Below are 21,503 nucleotides of genomic sequence, written 5' to 3'. Positions count from 1 at the left end.
GGATTTTCCGAACATTTAGACTGGCGGGTGCGATGAGACGCAAACCCTCCTCCCCACTCCCCCAGCGCAACGGCCTGGACGCGGCCCGGTTGAAGCTGCCCGCCGAGGGCCCGTGGCTGCTGCTGCGCGACCACCTGGTGGAACGCCTGCCGCGCGTGGCTTCGGAACGCATCGCCGAAATGCTGCGTGACCAGCGCATTTGGGGCACCTCCGGCCCGTTGGGCATCGACGCGCCGTTCGTGCCGGACAGCTACATCTGGTTCCACCGGGACCTGCCCGTCGAGGTGGAGGTGCCGTTCGAGGTGGGCGTGGTCCACCGGGACGACGACATCGTGGTGGCCGACAAGCCGCACTTCCTCGCGACCATCCCGCGGGGGCAGCACGTGATGCAAACCGCACTCGTGAAGCTGCGCGACCAGCTCGGTTTGCCCGATTTGTCCCCTGCTCACCGCCTCGACCGCGTCACCGCCGGACTCGTGCTGTTCGTGGTGCGGCGGGAGCTGCGCGGCAAGTACCAGACGATGTTCCGCGACCGGGTGGTCACGAAGGAGTACGAGGCGGTCGCGCCGTACGACCCGTCGCTGGAGCTGCCACGCGTGGTGCGTTCCCGGATCATGAAGGAACGCGGGATCATCACGGCGTTCGAGGTCGACGGCGAACCGAACGCCGAGACGCACGTGTCCCTCGTGGAGCACCGCGACGGCCTGGGCCGGTACCGGCTGAAGCCGTTGACCGGCCGGACGCACCAGCTGCGGCTGCACATGTCGGGGCTGGGCGTGCCGATCTTGAACGACGACTTCTACCCCGTGGTGCGGGAACGCCCGCTCGACGACTTCTCGTCGCCGTTGCAGCTGCTGGCCCGCACGTTGTCCTTTGTGGACCCGGTGTCCGGAGTGGAGCGGTCGTTCACCTCGCGGCTGGAGCTGTCCGCCTGGTCATGAGACGTGGGTGCGGACGGTGTTGATCGGCCGCACCTTCCAGAGCCTGCTCATCCGCTCGTGCAACCGCTGCGCCAGGGCGCTCGTTCTCGGGTGGGTGTCGGTGAACGTCGCCACCACCCGCGTCCGGTACAGCAGCCGGGCCCGTGCGGTGGCGCTGTACCAACGCCAGTCCTCGTCGAGGACCCTCGCGAGGTGGTCGGTGCCGTCCCGCTCCGACCTCGGCACCAGCGCGTCGCCCTGCACCAGCCACCGCACGCAGGCGTCCTCCAGCCCTTCCGTGAAGCCGCGTTCGGCGAAGTAGACCTGCTCCGCGGCCTCTCGCAGCCCGCGCGGTGTCTCCGTGACGATCGCGCAGGTCGGGAAGCCGATGCGGAGGTAGACGAGCTCCGTCAGCCCGTCGCCGAGCGCGGCGCCTTCCAGGTCGATGAACCGGGCGCCCCGCTCGGTGTAGAGGTCGTTGCCGGGGCACGGGTCGCCGTGCAGCAGGTCGAACCTCCCGGTGTCCTCGAAGGTCAGCTCGGCCTCGGCACCGCCGATCTCGACGCCGAGCGCCCGCGCGAACCGCAGGAACGGCGCGGGGTCCGGGATCTCCTGGCGGGGCAGGAGTCCCGCGTGCTCCGGGCCGGTCGCGGCGTGCAAGCGGGCGAGGCCGCGGGCGTAGTCGACCACCCAGTCCTCCCGCGGCGGATCGGACCGGAGCCGTTCGAGCACCACGGTCCGCGTGTCCTCGTCCACGTCGAGGACACGCGGGACCACACCGGTGTGCGCGGCCAGCCGCAACGCGGTGACCTCACGGGAGAAAGCGGCCGCATCGCCGATGACCTGCTTGACGATGCGACCGCCGTCCGCCCAGACCTTCGAGCGCTGACTGCTGGGGAGGCGCTTCACCCTTCCAGTATCAGGCCAGTGTCAGCGCGTACAGCTCCACCCGCGGGTCGTCCGGCAGCGTCACCGAGCGCACCGTCTTGGTGGCGTCCAGGCGCAGCGACTCCCCGAACAACCGCACCGGCGGCCCGTCGACACCCTGCCCGGCCTTGATGCGGTGCGGCATCTCCAGCAGGGTCGGGCCGCCGTTCGCCCAGTCCGGCACAGAAGTCACCACCTCGGCCGAGGTGCCGTCGGTGTACCAGACCGTGAAGGCGGCCGGCACCGGGCCGTTGTGCGACGCGCCCACCAGGTGCAGCCAGGAGAACTGGCCGGGCGGCAGCAGCAGGCCCTGGCCCCGCGCCTCCACGAAGTTCGGCGCCGTGCCGGTCGGATCCGGTGCCTGGTAGGTGATGCCGCCCCACGTCACGGGGCCCTTGGCGGGCATCAGGGCGGCGTCGTAGCTCCAGCCGCCACCGTCGAAGTTCCCGGACTCGGTGTCGTCGACCGTGGCCGTGCCGTCGTGGTTGAGCTCCGGCGTCAGGTCGATCGAGCACGTCGACTGAGCGCACAACGCGGCCGGTTTGACCTCGATCACGGCCTTCAGTGCGATCGACTCGACCTGCACGGAGACCTCGTACGCACCGGGTGCCGCTCCGGCGGGCACGGACAGCGTCACCGGCACCGTCTTCTGCGTCGGCAGGTGCCGCGACACGATGGTGACCGGCTTGGTACCGCTCACCTTCCAGCCCGCGGGCGCGGTGACCTTCGGACGGACGGTCGTCGCGCCCGGAGCCTGCGCGAGCACGTCGAGCTGCAACGTCAACGACTGCGCGGTTTCCGAGGACGGGACGACGATCTCGGTGTTGCGCAACGACGCCGACAGCGCCCGCCGCGAGTCGGCGTTGCCGTCGTTCAGCGACGGCGGCTCGTCCGACTTGCCGGTGCCCCACGACGACGGCTTCGACGACACCTGGTGGACGAGCTTTCCGCCGCGCTGCAACGAGGTCCACGACAGCCACGTCTTCTTCACGTCACGGCCACCGAAGGAGACGCTCTTGATGTACCGGTTGGTGTCCGAGACACCCTTCGCCGTCACGGTCAGCGTGCCGCCCTGCTTGCCGTACTGTCCGATCCGGACGGTCGCCGACTCGAACTGCGGCGACGACAGCGCGAGGAAGTCCGCGCCGTTGAACGTCGGGTACAGGCCCAGCGACGAGAAGATGTACCAGGCCGACATGGTGCCCAGGTCGTCGTTGCCGGTCATGCCGTCCGGCCCCGTGGTGAACAACGTCATCGCGGCCCGCACGACCGTCGCGGTCTTCGACGGCGTTCCCGTCCACAGGTACATGTAGGGCGCGAGCAGGTCGGGTTCGTTGTTCGGGTTGTAGGTCGGCTTGCCGTAGTAGTCGTACGGCTCGGTGATCCAGTCCTTGCGCGCCGTGCCCTCGGGGTCGACGAGCAGCTTGTCGTAGACGAAGAACGAGTCGAGGCGCTTCTCGGTCTCCTTGCGGCCGCCCATCAGCGACACGAGGCCGGCCGGGTCCTGCGGCACGAGCCACTGGTACTGGTAGGCGCCGCCCTCGTGGAACTGGTGCCCCGCGTCGACGGGGTTGTACGGCGACACGAAGGTGCCGGCGGTGGTGCGCGGCCGGAACTGGCCGATCGAGGAGTCCCACAGGTTGCGGTACCACTGGCCGCGGTCGGCGAACATCCGCGCGTCGGACCGGTGCCCCAGCGCCTTCGCCATCAACGCGAGCGACGCGTCCGCCGCCGCGTACTCCAGCGTGGCCGACGCGGGGTGCGCACAGTCGTTGTCGCCGCCCTTGTGCGCGCAGTCCTCGCCCAGTTCGAGGCCGGACGGGATGTAGCCGCGGTCCTGGTAGTAGGTGACGCCCGAGCGGCCGTTGTACGGCGAGCCGGCGGGCGGCAGCGACGTGGCGTTGGTGCGCAGGAGCTGGTAGGTCTCCTCCTCGAACCCCTTCAGCAGGCCCTTGGACCACGCCTCCACGAGGAACGGCGTGACCGGGTCACCGGTCATGATGTTGGTCTCCGACGAGGCCAGCGCCCAGCGCGGCAGCCACCCGCCGTCCCGCCCGCTCGCCACGACCGACAGCGCGACGTCCCTGGCGACCTGCGGTTCGAGGAGCTGCAGCAGCTGGTTCTGCGGCCGGTAGGTGTCCCAGAGCGAGAAGTTCTGGTACGGCGTGTAGCCCTGCGCGGTGCGGACCTGGTTGTCGAAGCCCATGTACTTGCCGTCGACGTCACCGGCGAGGTTCGGGTGCAGCACCGAGTGGTAGAGCGCGGTGTAGAACGCGACCTGGCGCTCCCGCGGCCCGCCGGACACCTTCACGGCGTCCAGCTGCTTCTTCCACACGTCCTTGGCCGCCGCCGTCACCGCGTCGAAGTCGTAGGAAGGCGCCTCCGCCGCGAGGTTCTTCCGGGCTCCCTCGATGCCGGTGTAGGACAGGCCGACCTTGAGCACCACGTCGCGGTCGGTGGTGGCGTCGAACGTGACCCACGCGCCGTTCCCGCCCTCGCCCGCGGCGTCCCGGCTGCCCGGCGTGGGCGTGGTCCCGCGCCACGACCCGAACGACGAGAACGGCCGGTCGAACGACGCCGTGAAGTAGACGGTGTGCTCGTCCTTGCCCGCGCAGAACCGGCCGTTGCGCACCCGGCCCTCGATGGTCCGGTCGCCGACGACGTGGATCTCCGAATCGAGCACCGTCTGGTTCGACTTGCCGGTGTTGAACAGGACGTTGGCGGCGGCCGACGACGGGAACGTGTAGCGCTGCCACCCCGTCCGCCGCGTGGCTGTGAGCTCCGCGTCCACGCCGTATCGAGACAGCCCGACGCGGTAGCGGCCGGGTTCCGCATCTTCATCCGAATGGCTGAACGCCGACTTGTAGGCGTTGATGTCAACGTTGTCAACGGACCCGACCGTCGGCATGACCGGCAGCTCGCCCATGACGCCGCAGCCCACGCCCGACAGGTGCGTCTGCGAGAACCCGTAGATCGAGTCGGCCTTGTAGTCGTACCCGCCCTGACCTCCCGTGTCGGGGCTGACCTGCACCATTCCGAACGGCACCGAGGCGCCGGGGAAGGTGTTGCCGAAGTTCTGCGTCCCCACGAAGGGGTTCACCAGGGACGAGGGGTCCTCGTCCGCCTGAGCCGCTTGCGCAGGAACTGTTAACCCGAGTAACAGTCCGACTACAACCAGTGTCCGCATAGAGGGCAGTATCGTCCGAAACCCCGCTGTCCCGACACCCCTTCACCCGATGACAACGGGACATGGTGGGGACCGGTGGAGTAAGCATCACCCATGCCCGCACAGCTGAACCACACCATCGTCCACGCCTCCGACCAGGCCCGCTCCGCGCACTTCCTGACCGAGATCCTCGACCTGCCGGACCCGGTCCGGTACGGACCGTTCTTAGTGGTCGAACTGTCCAACGGCGTCTCGCTCGACTACCTGACGTGGCGCGGCCCGATCACCGCCCAGCACTACGCGTTCCTCGTGACCGAGGACGAGTTCGACGAGGTCTTCGGCCGCATCGAGGCGCTCGGCCTCGGCTACTGGGCCGACCCGCACCACTCGCAGCCCGGCCGGATCAACCGCCGCGATGGCGGGCGCGGCGTGTACTGGGACGACCCGGACGGGCACGGCCTGGAGATCATCACCCGCCCGTACGGCTCCGGCGGCGCGTAGCCCCGATTGCGCGAGGACGAACGCTCCCTTGCCGAGAACGCACTTGTCGTCCCCCCCGGCACGTGCCTAGTTTCGGAAGTGCGGCAGTCGCCGCGTCTCGGTGAATGAAGAGCGAGAAATCCTTGTGCAGCAACACATCCCTGGGTACCCCCATGCCTGCGTCAGGGGAGCGGGGCTCTTCGCCCGTGTGCTTGACCTGTCAGAGGGGCAGGAACGCGTGCTGGCACGGGAACCGGGGCGGCGGTTCACCGACGCCAACGCGCTCGGCGACGGGCCGATGAACTGGCTGACGGCGCTGGGCCTGGTCGGCTCACCGGCATGTCTCCGGGCCGCGTCCGCCGAGATCGTCGTCGGGCCGGCTCACCCGTCTCCGGAGGGAAACACCATGACGAACCACCCCCGCCCCGCGACGACGGGCGGCGGCCCGTGATCGACTGGCTGCGGCTCGCGGAGTCGCTCATCTCCTCGCCCTGGCTGTACGCGGTGCTGGCGGCGGTGTCCTTTCTGGACTCGTTCCTGCCGCTGATCCCGAGCGAGCCGGTCGTGATCGTCGCCGGGGTGTACGCCGCCACCGGCCAGACGGACATCGTGCTCGTCATCGCCGCCACCACGGCCGGCGCGTTCCTCGGCGACCTGCTCCCCTACTCCGTCGGACGGCTCCTCGGAGAGCGCGTCCTCAAGCGGCTGCCACCGGGCTCGAAGCGCCGCGCGGCCCACGACTGGTTCGCCCGCGAGCTCGACGCCCGCGGCGGTTTCGTCCTGGTCACCACCCGGTTCATCCCGGTCGGGCGCTACCTCGCCACGCTGTCCACCGGGCTCGTGCGGTACCCCGTCGGCAAGTACGTGCTGTTCGTCGCGTTCGCCACGGCCAGCTGGAGCGCCTACACCGCGCTGACCGGCTACCTCGGTGGCGTCGTGTTCCAGGAGAACACGCTCCTGGGGATCGCTGTGGGCGTCGGGCTCGCGTTCGTCGTCACCGGGTTCATCGAGCTGGTGCGGTACCTGCGCCGCCGCACGGTCACCGCCGCGGTCGGCGACTGACACCCACCTGCTCGGGAGCGGTGGCCATGATGTGCCTGGCCCGTTCACGCAGCAGCTGGTGCGCGCGGTCGTGGTGGTTGCGCGGGTGCCAGGCCATCCCGGCCGTGACCGGCGGCAGCTCGAACGGGATCGGGAACGTGCGCAGGCCGAGCGCGCCGACCATCCGCCGGCCGAGCCTGGCCGGCGCGACGCAGACGACGTCCGTCTCCCGCGCCAGGAACAACGCCCCGGCGAACGTGGGGACCACGGCCGCCACGCGCCGGCTCAGGCCGAGGTCCGCGAGCCGCTCGTCGATCGGGCCGCGGACCCGGCCGCGCCGCGACACCACGATGTGGTCGGCGGCGGCGAACTGGTGCGCTGTCACGGTTTTCGCGCTCGCGAGCGGGTGGTCCGGCCGCACCACGCCGAGCAGGGTGTCGGTGAGCAGCGTCTCCGAGTGGATCTCCGAGTCGCCCGCCCGGATGTTGCCGATCTCCAGGTCGACCAGGCCCTCGCGCAGCGCGGGGGTGTTCTCCAAATTCTCCGGCCGCAGGCGCAGCGAGATGCCGGGCGCCTGCTCGCGCAAGTCGTCGATCAGCGACGGGATGAACGTCGTGGACAGCATGTCGGTGACCTGGAGGTCGAACATGCGCACGGCGGTGCGCGGGTCGGCGCTCGTGGACGGTGCGAACAACGCCCGTGCCCGCGCGGCGACCGCGTGCACCTCACCGCGCAGCTCCAGGGCACGCGGCGTCGGCACGAGGTCGCGTCCCGCCCGCACGAGCAGCGGGTCGTTGAACGCGCGCCGCAACCGGGCCAGCGCCCTGCTCATCGCGGGCGCCGACGTGTGCAGTCTCGCCGCCGCCTTCGTGACGCTGTTCTCGGCGAGTAGCGCGTCCAAAGCCTCGATCAGGTTCAGGTCGACGTAGTCCACGCGCCGATTATCACATGCGCAACTTACAGCTACCAGCATTGCACTGGAGTTAATCCACTCCGGACCCTAGCGTCGTTGCCAGCGGGGAGGAACCCCGTGGCACACAAGGAAACGAACGAGGAACCAACTGATGCGGGCTGTGGTGATCGGTGCCGGGATCGTGGGTCTGACGACCGGACTCGCGTTGCGCCGGGCAGGGGTGGACGTGGTGCTCTACGAGCACGCGCCGGAGATCCGGGCGGCGGGAGCGGGGCTGGGGCTCTGGGCCAACGCGCTGGCGGTCTACGACGACCTCGGTGTCGGCGACCGGGTGCGCGCCATCGGCAAGCCCAGCGAGATGCGCTTCCACAACCCCGCGGGCGAGGTGCTCGACACCCCGGGGTTCGACGCGGACGACCACCGGTACCTGCTGGTGCACCGGGCGAAGCTCAACGACCTGCTGGCCGACGAGGTGGGACGCGGGAACATCCGGCTGAGCACCGGGTTCCGCGAGTACGAGGAGCACGCGGGCGGCGTCACCGTCCGGCTGACCGACGGCGGCGAGACCGAGGCCGACCTGCTCGTCGGGGCGGACGGCGCGTACTCGGCGGTGCGGGCGCAGCTGGTGCCCGGCACCCCCGCCGAGGAGCACCGGGGCCACCACGCGTGGCGCGCGGTCATCCGGGACACCGCGACCGAGGTGCTCGCGAACCGGCTGGTGCTGGGCCACAACGGTTGCCGCGGTGGGTATCTCAAGACCCACGACGGGAGCGTCTACTGGCTGGTGAACCAGTTCCAGTCACCGCCGCTCACCGGGACCCGCAAGGAGCAGGCGCTGGAACGCGCCCGGTTCCTGGAGCAGGACGGCCTGCCCAAGGTGCTGTCCGCGCTGATCGAGGAGACGCCGGAGGACGTGATCCTGCACAACCAGGTCATGCTCGTGCCGCCGCTGCCGCGCTGGGTCTCGGCACGGGTCGTGCTCGCGGGCGACTCCGCCCACGCGATGTCCCCGCACATCACCGCCGGGGCGACGCTGGGCATCGAGGACGCGGCCCTGCTCGGTGAGCTGCTCGGCGCGACCGACGACGTGCCCGCCGCGTTGAAGACCTACGAGGCCGACCGGATGCCGCACTACGCGCACGTCGCCGAGCTGTCCGCGGCGGTCGAGCACGCGCCGACGCCGGAGGAGTTCGCGCAGCGCTACGCCGCGTTCAGCCACTGGATGATCACCCCGGAGGCCGCACGCGGATCGGTGCGGGCATGACGTTCCACGTCGAGGTGGACGTCGCCGTGCCGATGCGTGACGGCGTCGCGCTCGCGACCAACGTGTGGCGCCCGGAGGGACCGGGGCCGTTCCCCGTGCTGCTGGTGCGCACCCCGTACGGCAAGGACGACGCCGGGACGTTCGGAAACCCGAAGCTGCCGGACGTGTTCGCGTTCGTCGAGGCGGGTTATGCGGTGGTGGCGCAGGACGTGCGCGGAACCTCGCGGTCGCCGGGCGTGTTCGTCCCGAACGTCCACGAGGGTGACGACGGCGCCGACACGCTGAGCTGGATCGCCGGACAACCTTGGTGCGACGGCGAAATCGGGATGTGGGGCGGGTCGTACATGGGCTTCACGCAGTGGCTCGCCGCCGTGCGCGACGTGCCCGCGCTCCGGGCGATCGCACCGGTGATGAGCTCCGCCGACCTGTACCGGGCGCCGTGGTACTCCCCCGGCGGCGCGCTGTCCCAGGACGCCGTGCTGACGTGGGGAACCGCGTCGGCCGTGCGCAACCTGCGCCGTGCCAACGGAAACGAGGACGACCTGCGCACGCTTGCGTCCGGTTTGGACGATCCCCGGTCGTTGCACGAACCGCTGCCGCTCCACGACCGCCCCGCCATGACCCGGCACCTGCCGTGGGTCCGCGACGTGCTCGACCACCCCGAGCGTGACGCGTTCTGGCAGGAGGTCGCCGCGATCGACCGTTGCGGGAGCATCACCGTGCCGGCACTTCAGATCGGTGGCTGGTACGACGTGTTCATCGGCGAGACCGTGCGGTCGTACCGGAAGATGCGCACCCACGGCGGCAGCGCGGCGGCCAGGGAAGGCCAGCGGCTGGTCATCGGCCCGTGGGCGCACTCCGACGGCGCAGACCTCGGCACGTTCCCCGACCGCTCGTTCGGGCTCGCGGGCAGCATCAAGAACGCCGATGTCACCGAGGAGCACCTGCGGTTCTTCGACCGCTGGGTGCGCGGCCGCACGGACGTCCCCGCCGGTCCGCACCGGGTCCGGATCTTCGTCATGGGCGTCGACCGGTGGCGCGACGAGCCGGACTGGCCGCTGCCCGGCACCCGGTACCGGGACTTCTTCCTCGGCGGGACCGGCCGGGCCAACACGTCCTCCGGTGACGGCGTCCTGACCCGCGAGGCCCCTCCGGCGGAGGCGGCGGACACGTTCCTCTACGACCCGCGCCGCCCGGTTCCGACGCTGGGCGGCACCGTGCTGGCGGGCGCGCCCGGTTCGTATCCCGGCCCGGCCGACCAGTCGTCCGTCGAGACGCGCGAGGACGTCCTCTGCTTCACCTCCGCCGCGCTGGGCCGCCCGGTGGAGGTGACCGGGCACGTCACGCTCGTGCTGCACGTGTCCAGCTCGGCGCCGGACACCGACTTCACCGGCAAGCTCGTCGACGTGCACCCGGACGGCCGGGCGATCCTGCTGTGCGAGGGGATCCAGCGCGTCCGCTACCGCGACTCGCTCACCCACCCGGCGCCCGTCAAGCCCGGCACGGTGGTCGAGCTGACCCTCGACCTGTCGGTCACCTCGAACGTCTTCCTGCCGGGTCACCGCATCCGGCTGGAGGTCTCCAGCAGCAACTTCCCGCGCTACGACCGCAACACCAACACCGGCGGCGCCATCGCCGCCGACACCGACCCGGTCGTGGCGGTCAACCGGGTCCACCACGGGCCGGCCCACCCCAGCCGTCTCGTGCTGCCGCTGGTCGAACGCGACACGACGGGATCGGAGACACTGGCGTGAGCACACCGGAAGATCTCGCCGACCACCTGGCCATCACCGGCGTCGTCGCCGCGCTCGCCCACGCCCAGGACGACCGGGACTGGGCGGCGTTCCGGCGGTTGTTCGCCGACGAGGTCCTGCTCGACCTGTCGACGCACCACTTCGGCAGGCCACCGGCGACCGTGACGGCCACCGACCTGGCCGAGCTGGCGAGCAAGACCCTCGACGGCTTCGACAGCACCCACCACGCCACGTCGGCTCCGTTGATCCGGCTGACGGGCGACCGGGCCGAGTGTCGCGTGCACGTCGTCGCCTACCACCACGTCCCGGCGGATCCCGGCGTCGTCGGCTTCTGCACGATGCGCGGCCGGTGGGACCTGGAGCTGCGCAGGTCCGGTGGGCGCTGGCTGGTCAGCGGCTGGGCCGTGCGGCGCACCTGTCCGTGGGAGGGCTCTCCCGCCGTCTACGAGCTCGCCGGGCAACGCCTGCGCGCCATTGAGGAGAACCGCTGATGTTCTACGAGATCCGCACCGAGCACGCCCGCACCGGCATGGGCCCGGAGCTGGCCCGGTACATGGACCGGACCGTCATCCCCCTGCACCGGGAGATGGGGATGACCGTGGTCGGGTCCTTCACCGCGACCGACGACGAGGACACGTTCGTCTGGGTGCGGCGCTTCGAGAGCCCGGCCGACCGCGAGCGCGTCCTCGCGGCCGTGCACGGCCATCCGCGGTGCGCCGCCGTGGCCGACACCGTGTCCGCGTTGGTGAGCGGCCGGGAGACGACCGTGCGGCTGACGCCGACGCCCGGTTCCGGGCTGCGCTGACCAGACGGGTTCACCCCGTAGAGGTATAGACCAACTCTTGTGCTCGGAGTCGTTGCCTGCCACCGTGAGAGCGGTAACACGAAGTGGGCGCGCGGAACCCTCCCCGCCCCGCTCACCGTGCCGCCGGGCGTTGCCGCGCTCGCGCCCGGCTCCGGACTGATCTTCAGCGGTGTCAACGGTTCCCGGTTTCCGCGCACTGACACAGGACAGGAATAGGTCTAGACCCTTGACTGGTCTGGACCACTACTGCCAACCTCGGCAACGGATCACCTCCGTGGTCCCGACGCAGACACCAAGGAGTGACCCTTGCTGAGAAAACGCATCTTGGCGTCTCTGGCGGCGGGTGTGATGGCAGCGGCGCTGGCCGTCATCTCACCGACCGCCTCCTCACAGGCGGAAGTCTCTGCACAGGCGTGCACGTTCACCGACTGGGTCCAAGGTCAGTGGTACACCGCCGGTTCCGTCGTGAGGTTCGAAGGCAACTACTACGTCGCCGAGCACGACAACCCGGGCTACAGCCCGGTGATCTCCACCTGGTACTGGGAGCCGACGAGCTGTGACGGCGGCGGCGGTGGAGGTGGCGGCGGCACCTGCGCCAGCGCCACCGACTGGGTCGCCGGACGGCAGTACTACACGGGCAACATCGTGCGGTACAACGGTTCCCACTACATCGCCGAGCACGACAACCCCGGCTACGACCCGGTGATCTCCACCTGGTACTGGGACCCGTACAACTGCGACGGCGGTGGCGGCGGAGGTGGCGGCGGCAGCTTCGTCGTCAGCGAAGCCCAGTTCAACCGGATGTTCCCCGGCCGCAACAGCTTCTACACCTACCAGGGCTTCGTCGACGCGGCGCGCACCATCCCCGCGTTCGCCACGACCGGCAGCGACACGGTGAAGAAGCAGGAGGCGGCCGCGTTCCTCGCGAACGCCTCGCACGAGACCGGTGGCCTCGTCTACATCGAGGAGATCAACAAGAACAACGACCTCTGCGACGAGAGCCAGCCCTACGGCTGCCCGGCCGGCACCTACGCCTACTTCGGCCGCGGTCCGCTCCAGCTGTCGTGGAACTTCAACTACAAGGCCGCGGGCGACTACCTCGGGCTGAACCTGCTGCAGAACCCGTGGCAGGTCGCGCAGAGCTCCACCACCGCGTGGAGGACGGCGATCTGGTACTGGATGACGCAGCGCGGCCCCGGCTCCATGACCGGGCACGACGCGATGGTCAACAGCGCCGGCTTCGGCCAGTCGATCCGCAGCATCAACGGCGCACTGGAGTGCGACGGCCGCAACCCGGCCCAGGTCCAGAGCCGCGTGTCGAAGTACCAGGAGTTCACCGGGGTGCTCGGTGTGGCTCAGGGTGGAAACCTGTACTGCTGATGAACCACTAGGACTTGAGCTGTCCTTGTTCGGTCATAGCTTCACTGCATGACCATGGAGATCGACGACCTGCTGCGCGAGCTGAACGACCAGCGCAGGACCTTCCGCGTCACGATGCGGGGCCTGACCTCCGCCGACGCGGTGAAGCGCACGACCGTCAGCGACCTCACGCTGGGTGGGTTGCTCAAGCACCTCACCTGGTGTGAGCGCGGCTGGACCCACGTCCTGACCGAGCAGCCGGGCACCCCGGACGGGATGCTCGACGTCAGCCAGTACGTGTGGCCCGGCGGCGACTTCGAGCAGCTGCTCGCGTCCTACGACGAAGCGGTGCGCGCGACCGATGAGGCCGTGCGCACCGCTTCGCTCGACAAGCTGGTGGCGATGCCGTCCGCGCCGTGGGACCCGGACCCGGAACCGATGTCGGTCCGGCGGATCGTGCTGCACGTCCTGCGCGAGACCGCGCAGCACGCGGGCCACGCGGACATCATCCGCGAGACGCTCGACGGCCAGTCGACCACGGCCCACCTGTACGAGTCCTGAGCCCGCGCGGGGGACCTCAGCACGCTTCCGCACGTGCTGTCCGTGACCCCCACCCCCACTCACGACTCTCTTTCGCGTTTCCCCTACCGCACGCGGGGCCCTTTCGTACTGTCTCGGCGTACGCGGGGTCCCCGCGTACTAAAGCCACGTCACGCGGAGGAGGCGGGAACCGCTGAGTGGGTGACACACGGGCGGGTGTGCGGCGGGCGGGTGTGCGACGGGCGCAGGCGGGACAGAACCTCTGGCGCAGTGCCTAGGCGGCCAGCTGCTCCTTGACCTGGGCGAGCGACGGGTTCGTGAGCGCCGTGCCGTTCGGGAAGTGGACCGTCGGCACCGTGCGGTTGCCGCCGTTCACGCTCATCACGAACTCCGCCGCACCCGGCGTCTCCTCGATGTTGATCTCGACGTACTCGATGCCCTCGCGGTCGAGCGAGCTCTTCAGGATGCGGCAGTAGCCGCACCACGAGGTCGAGTAGACGGTCAGCTGGTCGGGAGCCATCAGGCGCTCTCCTCGGCAGTTCGGACGAAGTCACCAGTGTCAACGCGCGACCGCGGGCACTTCTTCCCGAGGTGCCCGTGTGCCGCGCGCCACTGGGGGACGCCGATCGTCAGGTAAATGTCAGGTCCATTCCCGCACCCGTGCGCAAGCATGGTTCCACATGCCACAAATTCTTCAGGCGTGCATTTGGTCGTGCATTCTTTCGAATACTCTCCCCCATTCCAGTCACCCAATCGGCAGACCGTCACGACGAAGGGTTTCCGATATCGTCTGAATTCCGTCGCCGCGCCGCATCACCAGAAGAGAAAGGCTGGTCATGTTGAAATCGGTGGCGGCAGCCGCCCTCGTCTTTTCCGCGATGCTCACCGCACCCGCGCACGCGGCCGCGGACGTTCCCGACTACGTGACGATCGACGTCGTCACCGTGAACGGTTCCGGCTGTCCCGCCGGCACCGCGGCGGTCGCGGCCTCCGACGACCGCACGGCGTTCACGGTCACGTACAGCCAGTTCCTGGCCCAGGCCGGTCAGGGCACCAGTCCCACGGACTTCCGGAAGAACTGCCAGCTCAACATCAGAGTGGGCTATCCGCAGGGCTTCACGTTCGGCATCGCCCAGGCCGACTACCGCGGCTTCGCGCACCTGCAGGCCGGTGCGACGGGCAGCGAAAAGGGCAGCTACTACTTCCAGGGCATGTCCGAGGGGACGAGCCGCACCCACACGTTCACCGGGCCGAAGAGCGACAACTGGCAGGCGACCGACCACGCCGACGTGGCGGAGGTCGTCTACGCGCCGTGCGGGGAAACCCGGAACCTGAACATCAACACCGAACTGCGGGTGAACGCCGGAACCACGTCGAAACCGGCGAGTTTCATGACGATGGATTCCACCGACAGCAGTGTCAGCACGCAGTACCGGTTCTCCTGGTTGCGCTGCTGAGCCAGAGGCACCCTCTGCCGCCGCCGTTCACCGCAATCCCAGACGGAAAGGTGCCCCATGCTCACCACCCTGGCCGCGGCCGCGCTCGCGATGTCGACCATCGTCTTCCCGCCGGGAGGTGCCCCTCTCGACACGCCCCCGCCGGACCACATCACCATCGACGTCGTGACGATCAACGGCTCCGGCTGCCCCGCGGGCACGGCCGCGGTCGCCGTGAGCCCGGACAACAAGGCGTTCACCGTCACCTACAGCGAGTTCATGGCACAGGTCGGCCCCCAGGCCCTGCCGACCGACTTCCGCAAGAACTGCCAGCTGAACCTGCGCGTCAACGTGCCGTCCGGCTTCACCTACGGCATCTCGTCGACCGACTACCGCGGCTTCGCGCACCTGGAAGCCGGCGCCACCGCCCTGGAGAGGGCGAACTACTACTTCCAGGGCATGTCGCAGACCGAGTACCGGCAGCACAACTACGCGGGCCCGTTCAGCGACGACTGGCAGGCGACCGACACCAACGACATCGCCGCGATCGTCTACCACCCGTGCGGCGAGAAGCGGAACTTCAACATCAACACCGAACTGAGGGTCAACGCCGGCACGTCCGACCGGACGAAGACCAGCTTCATCGCGATGGACTCGACGGACGGGTCGATCGAGACGACGTACCACTTCGCGTGGCTGGTCTGCCCGCCCCCGAGGTAGGCGGCCAGGTGCCGGGCGTCCCGCTCACGGGGCGCCCGGCACGTCCGCGGCGAGCGTGGCGGGGCGCGCCGTCACGCCGCCCCGGCGTCAGATCAGGAACCGGTACGCCGTGGACCCCGGCTCCACGTGCTGGATCCGCAGCGGGGACTCCTTCATCCGCCCCCACAGCAGGTCGTAGTCCTCGCGCCGCCCCAGCTCGATGCACACCAGCGCGGCCCCGGTCTCCCGGTTGTCCCGCTTCACGTACTCGAACTGCACGATGTCGTCGTCCTTGCCGAGCACCTCGTCGAGGAACCGCCGCAGCGCGCCCGGCTCCTGCGGGAACTCCACCAGGAACCAGTGCTTGAGGCCGCGGTGGATCATCGAGCGCTCGACGACCTCGGCGTAGCGGGAGACGTCGTTGTTGCCGCCGGAGAGCAGGCACACGACCGTCGAGTCCGGTGAGACGGACAGCTCCTCCACCAGCGCGGCCGACGCGAGAGCGCCCGCGGGCTCGGCGATGATGCCGTCGATCTGGTACAGCTCCAGCATCTCGGTGCAGACCGCGCCCTCGGCGACGGTGAGCAGCTCCGCGCCGCTGTCGCGGATCATCGGGAACGTCACCTCGCCCGCCCGGCGGACCGCGGCGCCGTCGACGAACGAGTCGACCTCGGGCAGCGTCACGGGCTCGCCCGCCTGGACGGCGGCGATCATGCTGGCCGCGCCGGCGGGCTCGACGCCGATGATGCGGGTGCGCGGGAAGCGCTCCTTGAACCACGTGCCGACGCCGGACAGCAGGCCGCCGCCGCCCACGGGCACGATCACGACGTCGGGGGCGCCGCCGAGCTGCTGGACGATCTCCAGGCCCACGGTGCCCTGGCCCGCGACGGTGCGCGGGTCGTCGAAGGCGGGGACGAGGGTCGCGCCCGTGCTCTGGGCGTACTCCTTGGCGAGCGCGGCGGCGTCGTCGTAGGTGTCGCCGTCGACGATCAGCTGCACCATGCCCTGGCCGAGGGCGGAGATGCGGTCGCGCTTCTGGCGCGGCGTGGTGCGCGGCACGTGCACGCGGCCCTCGATGCCGAGCCTGCGGCACGCGTACGCCATGCCCTGGCCGTGGTTGCCGGCGGACGCGCACACGGCGCCGCCGAACGCGAACTCGGTCTGGCAGAGGAGGTTGAAGGCGCCGCGCAGCTTGTACGAACGGCCGACCTGGAGGTCCTCCCGCTTGAGCCACACCCGCGCACCGGTTCGCTCGGACAACCGCTGGTTCACCTCGAGCGGCGTCGTGCGTGCGACTCCGCCCAGCCGTGCTGCGGCCGCGGACACCTCATCAGCGAAGGACATGTCACAACATCTTCCGTGAACGACTCGGGTCTGGCACGCGTACTCCTGGAAGGACAGGGGAGGTGCCGGTGTTTCGCCTAGTGGGCGTGGTAGTGCTGTTGCTCATCTTGCTTCCTGTGGTCCCGGCGCACGCCCACGGTGCGCCCACCGACCCCGCGAGCAGGGCCTATCTCTGCTCACCCGGCCGGCCCACAGCATCATCCTCCCCTTGCCGGAGCGCCATCGCGGCGGGGTTGCCGTCCAAGGAGTGGGACAACATCCGGCTGGCGGACGTGGCGGGCAGGGACGCGGCGCGGGTGCCGGACGGCAAGCTGTGCAGCGCCGGGATCGAGCGGTACGCCGGTCTCGACCTGCCGTCGGAGCAGTGGCCCGCGACGAAGCTCACGGGCACCGCCTTCACCTACCGGGCGACGATCCCGCACCTGGGCTCGTTCCGCTTCTACGCGACCCGCCCCGGCTACTCGCCCGCCCGGCCGCTGCGGTGGGCCGACCTGGAGCAGTTCCTGTCCGTGCCGTCACCACCGCTGGTCAACGGCGCCTACGAGTTCCAGGTGCGGCTGCCGCGGGACCGGGTCGGCAGGCACCTGATCTACACGGTCTGGCAGAACACGGACACGCCCGACACCTACTACTCGTGCACGGACGTCGAGATCGCCCCCGCGGCACCGGCGACCACCCGGCCACAGGCCGCAACCCCGGCACCGTCCACACCGGAAAGCACACCGGAAGGCACACTGAACAGCACGCCGGAGTCGAGCACGCCGCGTCCCGTCCCCGTCGCGTCGGCCACCGGGGAGCCACCCTCGGCGACGACGCGGCTGGGACTGTCGGCCGGCGCCGCGGCACTCGGCGGCCTGGTCGTGCTGGGCGGTTTCCTGTTGTGGCGCAAAAGAATTCTGTGAACGTCCCGGTCCCTGGCAGGTCTGGACCACGACTACGCTGAGCGGCGGGCGCGCAACCCTGCGACACGAAGGTGTGCCCGTATGGCTCGAACGATCCTGGCGTTGCTCGCGCTGGTAGCCGCGACGCTCGTCCCGGCCGGTGTCCCGGTCGCACAAGCCGCCCCGTTCAAGGTCCTGGCGTTCTACAACGGCACCTGGGACGCGGCCCACATCGCGTTCGTCAAGGAGGCGAACCCCTGGCTGACCCGCGCGGGCCAGGAGAACGGCTTCACCTACGAGGCGACGACGGACTGGAACCGCCTCGCCACCCTCACCCCGGCGCAGGCGCAGGTCGTCGTCTTCCTCGACGACGCCCCGACCGGCGCCGCCGCGCGCACGGGCTTCCAGCGGTACATGGAGGCCGGTGGCGGCTTCTTCGGGTTCCACGTGAGCGCGTTCACGCAGAACGCGAACGAGTGGCCGTGGTACCACAACACGTTCCTGGCCAAGGGGAACTTCGTCAGCAACACGTGGGGTCCGACGACGGCGGTGCTCAAGGTCGAGACGCGGAACCACCCGTCGACCGCGCGGCTGCCGGAGAAGTTCACCTCCGCGGTGAGCGAGTGGTACAGCTGGGACCGCGATCTGAGGCAGAACCCGGACGTCCAGGTCCTCGCGAGCGTCGACCCGTCGAGCTTCCCGCTCGGCACCGACCCGGACCAGCAGTGGCGCAGCGGGTACTACCCGATCATGTGGACCAACAAGAACTTCAGGATGGTCTACGCGAACTTCGGCCACGACGCGATGGACTACGCCGCCAACAGGCCGTTGTCGTCCACCTTCGCGAGCCCGACGCAGAACACGTTCCTGGTCGACAGCCTGCTCTGGCTCGGTGGTGGCACTCCCCCGCCGCAGGGCGAGTGGAAGACGGCGGTCAACCGCGGCAACGGCAAGTGCGTCGACGTCAGGGCGGCGGGCGTGTCAAACGGGACGGTCGTGCAGCAGTACTCGTGCAACGGCACCACGGCGCAGCAGTTCCGCGCGGTGGCGACGTCCGGCGGCTACTCGCGGCTGGAGCACCGCAACGCCCCGGCGAAGGTGCTCGACGTGAGCGACGTGTCGATGGCGGACGGTGCGGGCGTCCACCTCTGGGACTACGTGGGCGGCGCCAACCAGCAGTGGCGCGTCACGACCGGGTCCGACGGCCACTCCACCCTCACGGCACGCCACTCGGGCAAGTGCCTGAGCGCGCCAGCGGGCTCGGCCGACGGAGTCCAGCTCGTCCAGGCGACCTGCGACGGGTCGGCGGCTCAGTCGTTCCGGCTGGGCTGAGACCCGGCGGAGCCGGACTGCGGCCACGTCACCGTCACGCGTTCCCCCGGCCTGCCGTGCGCGGCGGCCGGGCGGGACGCGGCCAGGAAGCCGTACATGTCGTTGAGCTGGTGCAACGCCTGCACCGCGTCGCGCCACACCGGGCAGGGCCACGCGCGGTGACGCCCGTACCAGGTGCGGCACGACTTGCACCGGTGGCGCTCGTTCGGCTCGTGCACCCGCAGCAGGCTCCGCCACCACGGCAGCGCCTCGCGCAGCCGGTCGCGCAGCTCACCCAGCTCGTGTTCCGGGGCGTCCGTCCGCGCCAGCTGGTCCATCGTCTCGTAGACCACGTCGATCACGGCTTGGTGGAAGGCACCCTGTCGTTCAGCCAGCGCCATGGTTCGACACCTCCGCGACCTGGTGAACGGCTGGGCTGACGCGGCTGTTCCCGGTGACGCGAACACGCTCCCCGGTTGAGACGGCCACCGCCGGAGTCTATGTTGGGGAGGAGCGGGGTATCAACTGGCGAAAATCCTTCCCCTCAGGTTCATATTTCCCTGGGTGGAGACGACGACTACGGGAGCCTGGCGATGGCGGGGGAACGGTCCCTGGCGGACAGGCTCAACCACCTCTTCGCCCGCTACACCGCCCGCTCCGGGCAGGAGTACAGCAACGAGCACGTGGCCGCCGCCATCGCGGACACCGGCGTCACCATCTCCCAGAGCTACATCTGGCAGCTGCGCAAGGGCAAGAAGGACAACCCGACGTTCAAGCACCTGCAGGCGCTCGCGGGCTTCTTCGGCGTGCCGGTCAGCTACTTCTTCGACGACGAGGTCACCGACCGCGTCGACCAGCAGCTGGAGACGCTGCGCGACCAGCGCAGCAGGCTCGACGAGATCGCGTCCCGCAGCGAGGCGCAGCTCATGGCCATGCGGGCGGGCGAGCTGTCGCCGGACCGCCGCCGCCTCGTCATGGAGCTGCTCGACGTCGTCTACCGGCAGGAGCAGGCCGAACGCCGCGAGGGAAGATGACCTGTGGCCGAACGCGATCTGCGCAGGCGGTGCCGCCGCCTGTTGAACGACCTGGGCATCCAGCCGCCGCTCGACGTCGCCGAGCTCTGCCGCCGCGTCGGTGAGCAGCGCGGCAGGCCGGTCCGGCTGGTGGCGCACCCGATCCCGGTACCGGGCCCGTACGGGGTGTGGATCGCCACGGCGTCCGCCGACTACATCGTGTACCAGCGGGAGACGTCCAAAGCGCACCAGAACCACATCATCCTGCACGAGCTGGGTCACCTGCTGGCCGGGCACACCGGCGACGAGCAGGACAACGCCGTGCTCGAGGGCCTGTACCCGGACCTCGACCCGGAGGCGGTGCGGCGGGCGTTGCGGCGCACCTCCTACGACACCGAGCACGAACGCGAGGCCGAGACCGTGGCGACGATCATCCTGGAGTGGGCCTCGGTGCTGGACCAGGTCGCGCCGCGGGCCTCGGAGGGTCCCGCGCGCCGCATGGCGTCCTCGCTCGCCGACCGGCTGGGGTGGCTCTGACGTGGAGTACCTGAAGGAGACGCAGGGCATCGTCGCGTACTCCGCGCTCGTCGTGGTGCTGTACCTGCTGGTCCGCCGCCCGCACGACCCCCGGCTGCGGTCGGTGACGGCCCTGGTGGCCGGCTGGGCGGTCGGCTACCCGTTCGGCCGGTCGGCGGCGCGCGGGCAGTGGTTCCTCGGCCTCGACCCGATGGTCTGCCAGCTCGTCCAGCACGCGATGCTGCAGGTGGGCGTGTACGGCCTGATCTGCTTCTTCCTGTACTCCGCGCTCGACGACGCGGCGGCACGGCGGCAGGTGCTGCTCAAGCTCGTGCCGCTGGCGCTGTGCATCGGCGTCATGACGTGGTGCGTGCTCTCGATCCCGGACGACCTGCGGGTGGCCGCCGCCCGCGTGCCGAACTCGCTGGGCGGCGGGCCGACGGGCGTCCTCGCCATCACGGTCTTCTACAGCCTCGGCAACGGCTACCTGCTCTACGGCTTCGCGACGATGTTCGTGTGGGCCCTGCGTTATGCCCGCGGCGCCGAACCGCGGCTGCGCAGGGGCCTGCTGACCACCTCGGTGGGCCTCGCGCTGCTGGTGCCCGCCGACGCGATCTTCGTGTCGTCCAACGTGTCCCGCTACTTCGGCGAGCCGCTCCCCCGCTGGCTGCTCACGACGGCCGTGTGGTTCCTGCTGCCGGGCGTGGTGCTGTGCGTCGCCGGAGTCGTCTACCCGGTCCTCGCGATGCGGCTCGCCGCCACCCGGCTGTGGCTGCGGCACCTGCGCGCCTACCACCGGCTCGCTCCGCTGTGGACGCTGCTGCACCAGTCGTTCCCGGAGGACGCCCTGCACCGGGTGCCGTCCCGGCGCGACGCGGTGTCGTTGCGGGGCGTGCACCGGCGCTACTACCGGAGGGTGATCGAGTGCCGTGACGGGCTGGTGCGGATCAGCCCGTACGTTGCCGAGACGCCGGAGGAGCTGCCGCTGGCCGAACGGCTGCGGGCGGGGCTGGAGACGCGCAGGTCGGGTGCGGTGACGCTGCGGCGGCCGATCGCGCTGGCCGTGCCGGAGTCCGACGGCATGGACGCGGACGTGCGCGAGCTCGAAAAGCTCGCGGCCTCGTTGCGCTGAGC

Annotated in this window: 23 protein-coding genes; 17 read left to right on the top strand and 6 right to left on the bottom strand. The window is 70.1% G+C overall.

Annotated elements, in window-relative coordinates:
* Nucleotides 1-32 precede the first annotated feature (32 nt).
* Nucleotides 33-941, top strand: a complete 909-nt coding sequence (locus BLT23_RS13560) for an RluA family pseudouridine synthase (protein WP_090049029.1) — start codon at nt 33-35, stop codon at nt 939-941.
* Here BLT23_RS13560 and BLT23_RS13555 read toward each other — a convergent pair.
* Nucleotides 936-1,829, bottom strand: coding sequence for a phosphotransferase family protein (locus tag BLT23_RS13555; protein WP_090049027.1), 894 nt, complete (start codon nt 1,827-1,829; stop codon nt 936-938). The two genes, BLT23_RS13560 and BLT23_RS13555, sit on opposite strands and share 6 nt — an antisense overlap.
* A 10-nt stretch (nt 1,830-1,839) precedes the next feature.
* Nucleotides 1,840-5,043 carry a GH92 family glycosyl hydrolase gene (locus tag BLT23_RS13550; RefSeq protein WP_281248840.1) on the bottom strand — a complete coding sequence of 1,068 codons (3,204 nt, stop codon included), beginning with the start codon at nt 5,041-5,043 and terminating at the stop codon, nt 1,840-1,842.
* Nucleotides 5,044-5,127: 84 nt separating this feature from the next.
* On the opposite strand from BLT23_RS13550, the gene BLT23_RS13545 reads away from it, so the two are divergent.
* The 3 genes from BLT23_RS13545 (at nt 5,128) to BLT23_RS13540 (ending at nt 6,555) form a co-directional block, all read left to right on the top strand.
* The gene (locus BLT23_RS13545) at nt 5,128-5,514 is read left to right on the top strand and encodes a VOC family protein (protein WP_090049023.1); all 387 of its coding nucleotides are present in this window, start codon (nt 5,128-5,130) and stop codon (nt 5,512-5,514) included.
* A gap of 187 nt (nt 5,515-5,701) precedes the next feature.
* Nucleotides 5,702-5,944, top strand: a complete 243-nt coding sequence (locus BLT23_RS40690; protein WP_218133738.1) for a hypothetical protein — start codon at nt 5,702-5,704, stop codon at nt 5,942-5,944.
* On the top strand, nt 5,941-6,555 hold the full coding sequence (locus tag BLT23_RS13540; RefSeq protein WP_176946730.1) for a DedA family protein: 615 nt from the start codon (nt 5,941-5,943) through the stop codon (nt 6,553-6,555). Before BLT23_RS40690 ends, BLT23_RS13540 begins: the two co-directional genes overlap by 4 nt.
* On the opposite strand, the gene BLT23_RS13535 is transcribed toward BLT23_RS13540, so the two are convergent.
* Nucleotides 6,533-7,468 (bottom strand): LysR family transcriptional regulator, encoded by a 936-nt coding sequence (locus BLT23_RS13535; RefSeq protein ID WP_090049021.1) that lies wholly within the window; start codon nt 7,466-7,468, stop codon nt 6,533-6,535. The genes BLT23_RS13540 and BLT23_RS13535 overlap by 23 nt on opposite strands.
* 130 nt (nt 7,469-7,598) lie before the next feature.
* On the opposite strand from BLT23_RS13535, the gene BLT23_RS13530 reads away from it, so the two are divergent.
* The 6 genes from BLT23_RS13530 to BLT23_RS13505 all read left to right on the top strand — a co-directional run bounded on the left by BLT23_RS13530 (nt 7,599) and on the right by BLT23_RS13505 (nt 13,190).
* Nucleotides 7,599-8,711, top strand: coding sequence for an FAD-dependent oxidoreductase (locus tag BLT23_RS13530; protein ID WP_090049020.1), 1,113 nt, complete (start codon nt 7,599-7,601; stop codon nt 8,709-8,711).
* Complete coding sequence (locus BLT23_RS13525) at nt 8,708-10,465, top strand: CocE/NonD family hydrolase (RefSeq protein ID WP_090049019.1); 1,758 nt, start codon at nt 8,708-8,710, stop codon at nt 10,463-10,465. Before BLT23_RS13530 ends, BLT23_RS13525 begins: the two co-directional genes overlap by 4 nt.
* A complete protein-coding gene (locus tag BLT23_RS13520; RefSeq protein ID WP_090049017.1) occupies nt 10,462-10,956 on the top strand; it encodes a nuclear transport factor 2 family protein in 495 nt (164 codons plus the stop codon). Before BLT23_RS13525 ends, BLT23_RS13520 begins: the two co-directional genes overlap by 4 nt.
* A complete protein-coding gene (locus BLT23_RS13515) occupies nt 10,956-11,270 on the top strand; it encodes an NIPSNAP family protein (protein ID WP_090049016.1) in 315 nt (104 codons plus the stop codon). Before BLT23_RS13520 ends, BLT23_RS13515 begins: the two co-directional genes overlap by 1 nt.
* 348 nt (nt 11,271-11,618) lie before the next feature.
* A complete protein-coding gene (locus BLT23_RS13510) occupies nt 11,619-12,650 on the top strand; it encodes a glycoside hydrolase family 19 protein (protein ID WP_090049456.1) in 1,032 nt (343 codons plus the stop codon).
* Between the two features lie 48 nt (nt 12,651-12,698).
* The gene (locus tag BLT23_RS13505) at nt 12,699-13,190 is read left to right on the top strand and encodes a DinB family protein (protein ID WP_090049015.1); all 492 of its coding nucleotides are present in this window, start codon (nt 12,699-12,701) and stop codon (nt 13,188-13,190) included.
* Nucleotides 13,191-13,443: 253 nt separating this feature from the next.
* Here the strand turns inward: BLT23_RS13505 and BLT23_RS13500 are convergent, their stop codons facing one another.
* The gene (locus BLT23_RS13500) at nt 13,444-13,689 is read right to left on the bottom strand and encodes a mycoredoxin (protein WP_090049013.1); all 246 of its coding nucleotides are present in this window, start codon (nt 13,687-13,689) and stop codon (nt 13,444-13,446) included.
* Nucleotides 13,690-14,005: 316 nt separating this feature from the next.
* Here BLT23_RS13500 and BLT23_RS13495 point away from each other — a divergent pair, with 316 nt between their 5' ends.
* Both BLT23_RS13495 and BLT23_RS13490 read left to right on the top strand, forming a co-directional pair.
* Nucleotides 14,006-14,626 carry a DUF4360 domain-containing protein gene (locus BLT23_RS13495; RefSeq protein WP_090049012.1) on the top strand — a complete coding sequence of 207 codons (621 nt, stop codon included), beginning with the start codon at nt 14,006-14,008 and terminating at the stop codon, nt 14,624-14,626.
* Between the two features lie 57 nt (nt 14,627-14,683).
* Nucleotides 14,684-15,325 (top strand): DUF4360 domain-containing protein, encoded by a 642-nt coding sequence (locus BLT23_RS13490; RefSeq protein WP_090049010.1) that lies wholly within the window; start codon nt 14,684-14,686, stop codon nt 15,323-15,325.
* A gap of 87 nt (nt 15,326-15,412) precedes the next feature.
* On the opposite strand, the gene ilvA is transcribed toward BLT23_RS13490, so the two are convergent.
* Nucleotides 15,413-16,648 carry a threonine ammonia-lyase IlvA gene (gene ilvA, locus BLT23_RS13485; RefSeq protein WP_090049009.1) on the bottom strand — a complete coding sequence of 412 codons (1,236 nt, stop codon included), beginning with the start codon at nt 16,646-16,648 and terminating at the stop codon, nt 15,413-15,415.
* On the opposite strand from ilvA, the gene BLT23_RS13480 reads away from it, so the two are divergent.
* Both BLT23_RS13480 and BLT23_RS13475 read left to right on the top strand, forming a co-directional pair.
* The gene (locus BLT23_RS13480) at nt 16,594-17,550 is read left to right on the top strand and encodes a lytic polysaccharide monooxygenase (protein WP_090049007.1); all 957 of its coding nucleotides are present in this window, start codon (nt 16,594-16,596) and stop codon (nt 17,548-17,550) included. The two genes, ilvA and BLT23_RS13480, sit on opposite strands and share 55 nt — an antisense overlap.
* Before the next feature lie 81 nt (nt 17,551-17,631).
* Nucleotides 17,632-18,861 (top strand): ThuA domain-containing protein, encoded by a 1,230-nt coding sequence (locus tag BLT23_RS13475; protein ID WP_090049006.1) that lies wholly within the window; start codon nt 17,632-17,634, stop codon nt 18,859-18,861.
* Here BLT23_RS13475 and BLT23_RS13470 read toward each other — a convergent pair.
* On the bottom strand, nt 18,840-19,241 hold the full coding sequence (locus tag BLT23_RS13470; RefSeq protein ID WP_090049004.1) for a hypothetical protein: 402 nt from the start codon (nt 19,239-19,241) through the stop codon (nt 18,840-18,842). The genes BLT23_RS13475 and BLT23_RS13470 overlap by 22 nt on opposite strands.
* Nucleotides 19,242-19,433: 192 nt before the next feature.
* Here BLT23_RS13470 and BLT23_RS13465 point away from each other — a divergent pair, with 192 nt between their 5' ends.
* The 3 genes from BLT23_RS13465 to BLT23_RS13455 are packed head-to-tail and all read left to right on the top strand — an operon-like array spanning nt 19,434 to nt 21,501.
* Nucleotides 19,434-19,874 (top strand): helix-turn-helix domain-containing protein, encoded by a 441-nt coding sequence (locus BLT23_RS13465; protein ID WP_090049003.1) that lies wholly within the window; start codon nt 19,434-19,436, stop codon nt 19,872-19,874.
* 3 nt (nt 19,875-19,877) lie between these two features.
* Nucleotides 19,878-20,390, top strand: a complete 513-nt coding sequence (locus BLT23_RS13460; protein WP_090049001.1) for a zinc metalloprotease — start codon at nt 19,878-19,880, stop codon at nt 20,388-20,390.
* A gap of 1 nt (nt 20,391) precedes the next feature.
* On the top strand, nt 20,392-21,501 hold the full coding sequence (locus BLT23_RS13455) for an MAB_1171c family putative transporter (RefSeq protein ID WP_090048999.1): 1,110 nt from the start codon (nt 20,392-20,394) through the stop codon (nt 21,499-21,501).
* Nucleotides 21,502-21,503 lie beyond the last annotated feature (2 nt).

Origin of the sequence: Lentzea fradiae (assembly GCF_900100955.1) — a bacterium.
Lineage (GTDB): Bacteria > Actinomycetota > Actinomycetes > Mycobacteriales > Pseudonocardiaceae > Lentzea > Lentzea fradiae.
The sequence above is the reverse complement of the archived record's forward strand: the minus strand, read 5'-3'. Positions and strand labels throughout refer to the sequence as shown.

Coding starts and splice junctions, on each gene's coding strand:
- BLT23_RS13560 (WP_090049029.1), top strand. CDS start 33: ATGAGACGCAAACCCTCCTCCCCACTCCCCCAGCGCAACGGCCTGGAC.
- BLT23_RS13545 (WP_090049023.1), top strand. CDS start 5,128: ATGCCCGCACAGCTGAACCACACCATCGTCCACGCCTCCGACCAGGCC.
- BLT23_RS13530 (WP_090049020.1), top strand. CDS start 7,599: ATGCGGGCTGTGGTGATCGGTGCCGGGATCGTGGGTCTGACGACCGGA.
- BLT23_RS13525 (WP_090049019.1), top strand. CDS start 8,708: ATGACGTTCCACGTCGAGGTGGACGTCGCCGTGCCGATGCGTGACGGC.
- BLT23_RS13515 (WP_090049016.1), top strand. CDS start 10,956: ATGTTCTACGAGATCCGCACCGAGCACGCCCGCACCGGCATGGGCCCG.
- BLT23_RS13510 (WP_090049456.1), top strand. CDS start 11,619: ATGGCAGCGGCGCTGGCCGTCATCTCACCGACCGCCTCCTCACAGGCG.
- BLT23_RS13505 (WP_090049015.1), top strand. CDS start 12,699: ATGACCATGGAGATCGACGACCTGCTGCGCGAGCTGAACGACCAGCGC.
- BLT23_RS13500 (WP_090049013.1), bottom strand. CDS start 13,689: ATGGCTCCCGACCAGCTGACCGTCTACTCGACCTCGTGGTGCGGCTAC.
- BLT23_RS13495 (WP_090049012.1), top strand. CDS start 14,006: ATGTTGAAATCGGTGGCGGCAGCCGCCCTCGTCTTTTCCGCGATGCTC.
- BLT23_RS13490 (WP_090049010.1), top strand. CDS start 14,684: ATGCTCACCACCCTGGCCGCGGCCGCGCTCGCGATGTCGACCATCGTC.
- ilvA (WP_090049009.1), bottom strand. CDS start 16,648: ATGTCCTTCGCTGATGAGGTGTCCGCGGCCGCAGCACGGCTGGGCGGA.
- BLT23_RS13475 (WP_090049006.1), top strand. CDS start 17,632: ATGGCTCGAACGATCCTGGCGTTGCTCGCGCTGGTAGCCGCGACGCTC.
- BLT23_RS13470 (WP_090049004.1), bottom strand. CDS start 19,241: ATGGCGCTGGCTGAACGACAGGGTGCCTTCCACCAAGCCGTGATCGAC.
- BLT23_RS13465 (WP_090049003.1), top strand. CDS start 19,434: ATGGCGGGGGAACGGTCCCTGGCGGACAGGCTCAACCACCTCTTCGCC.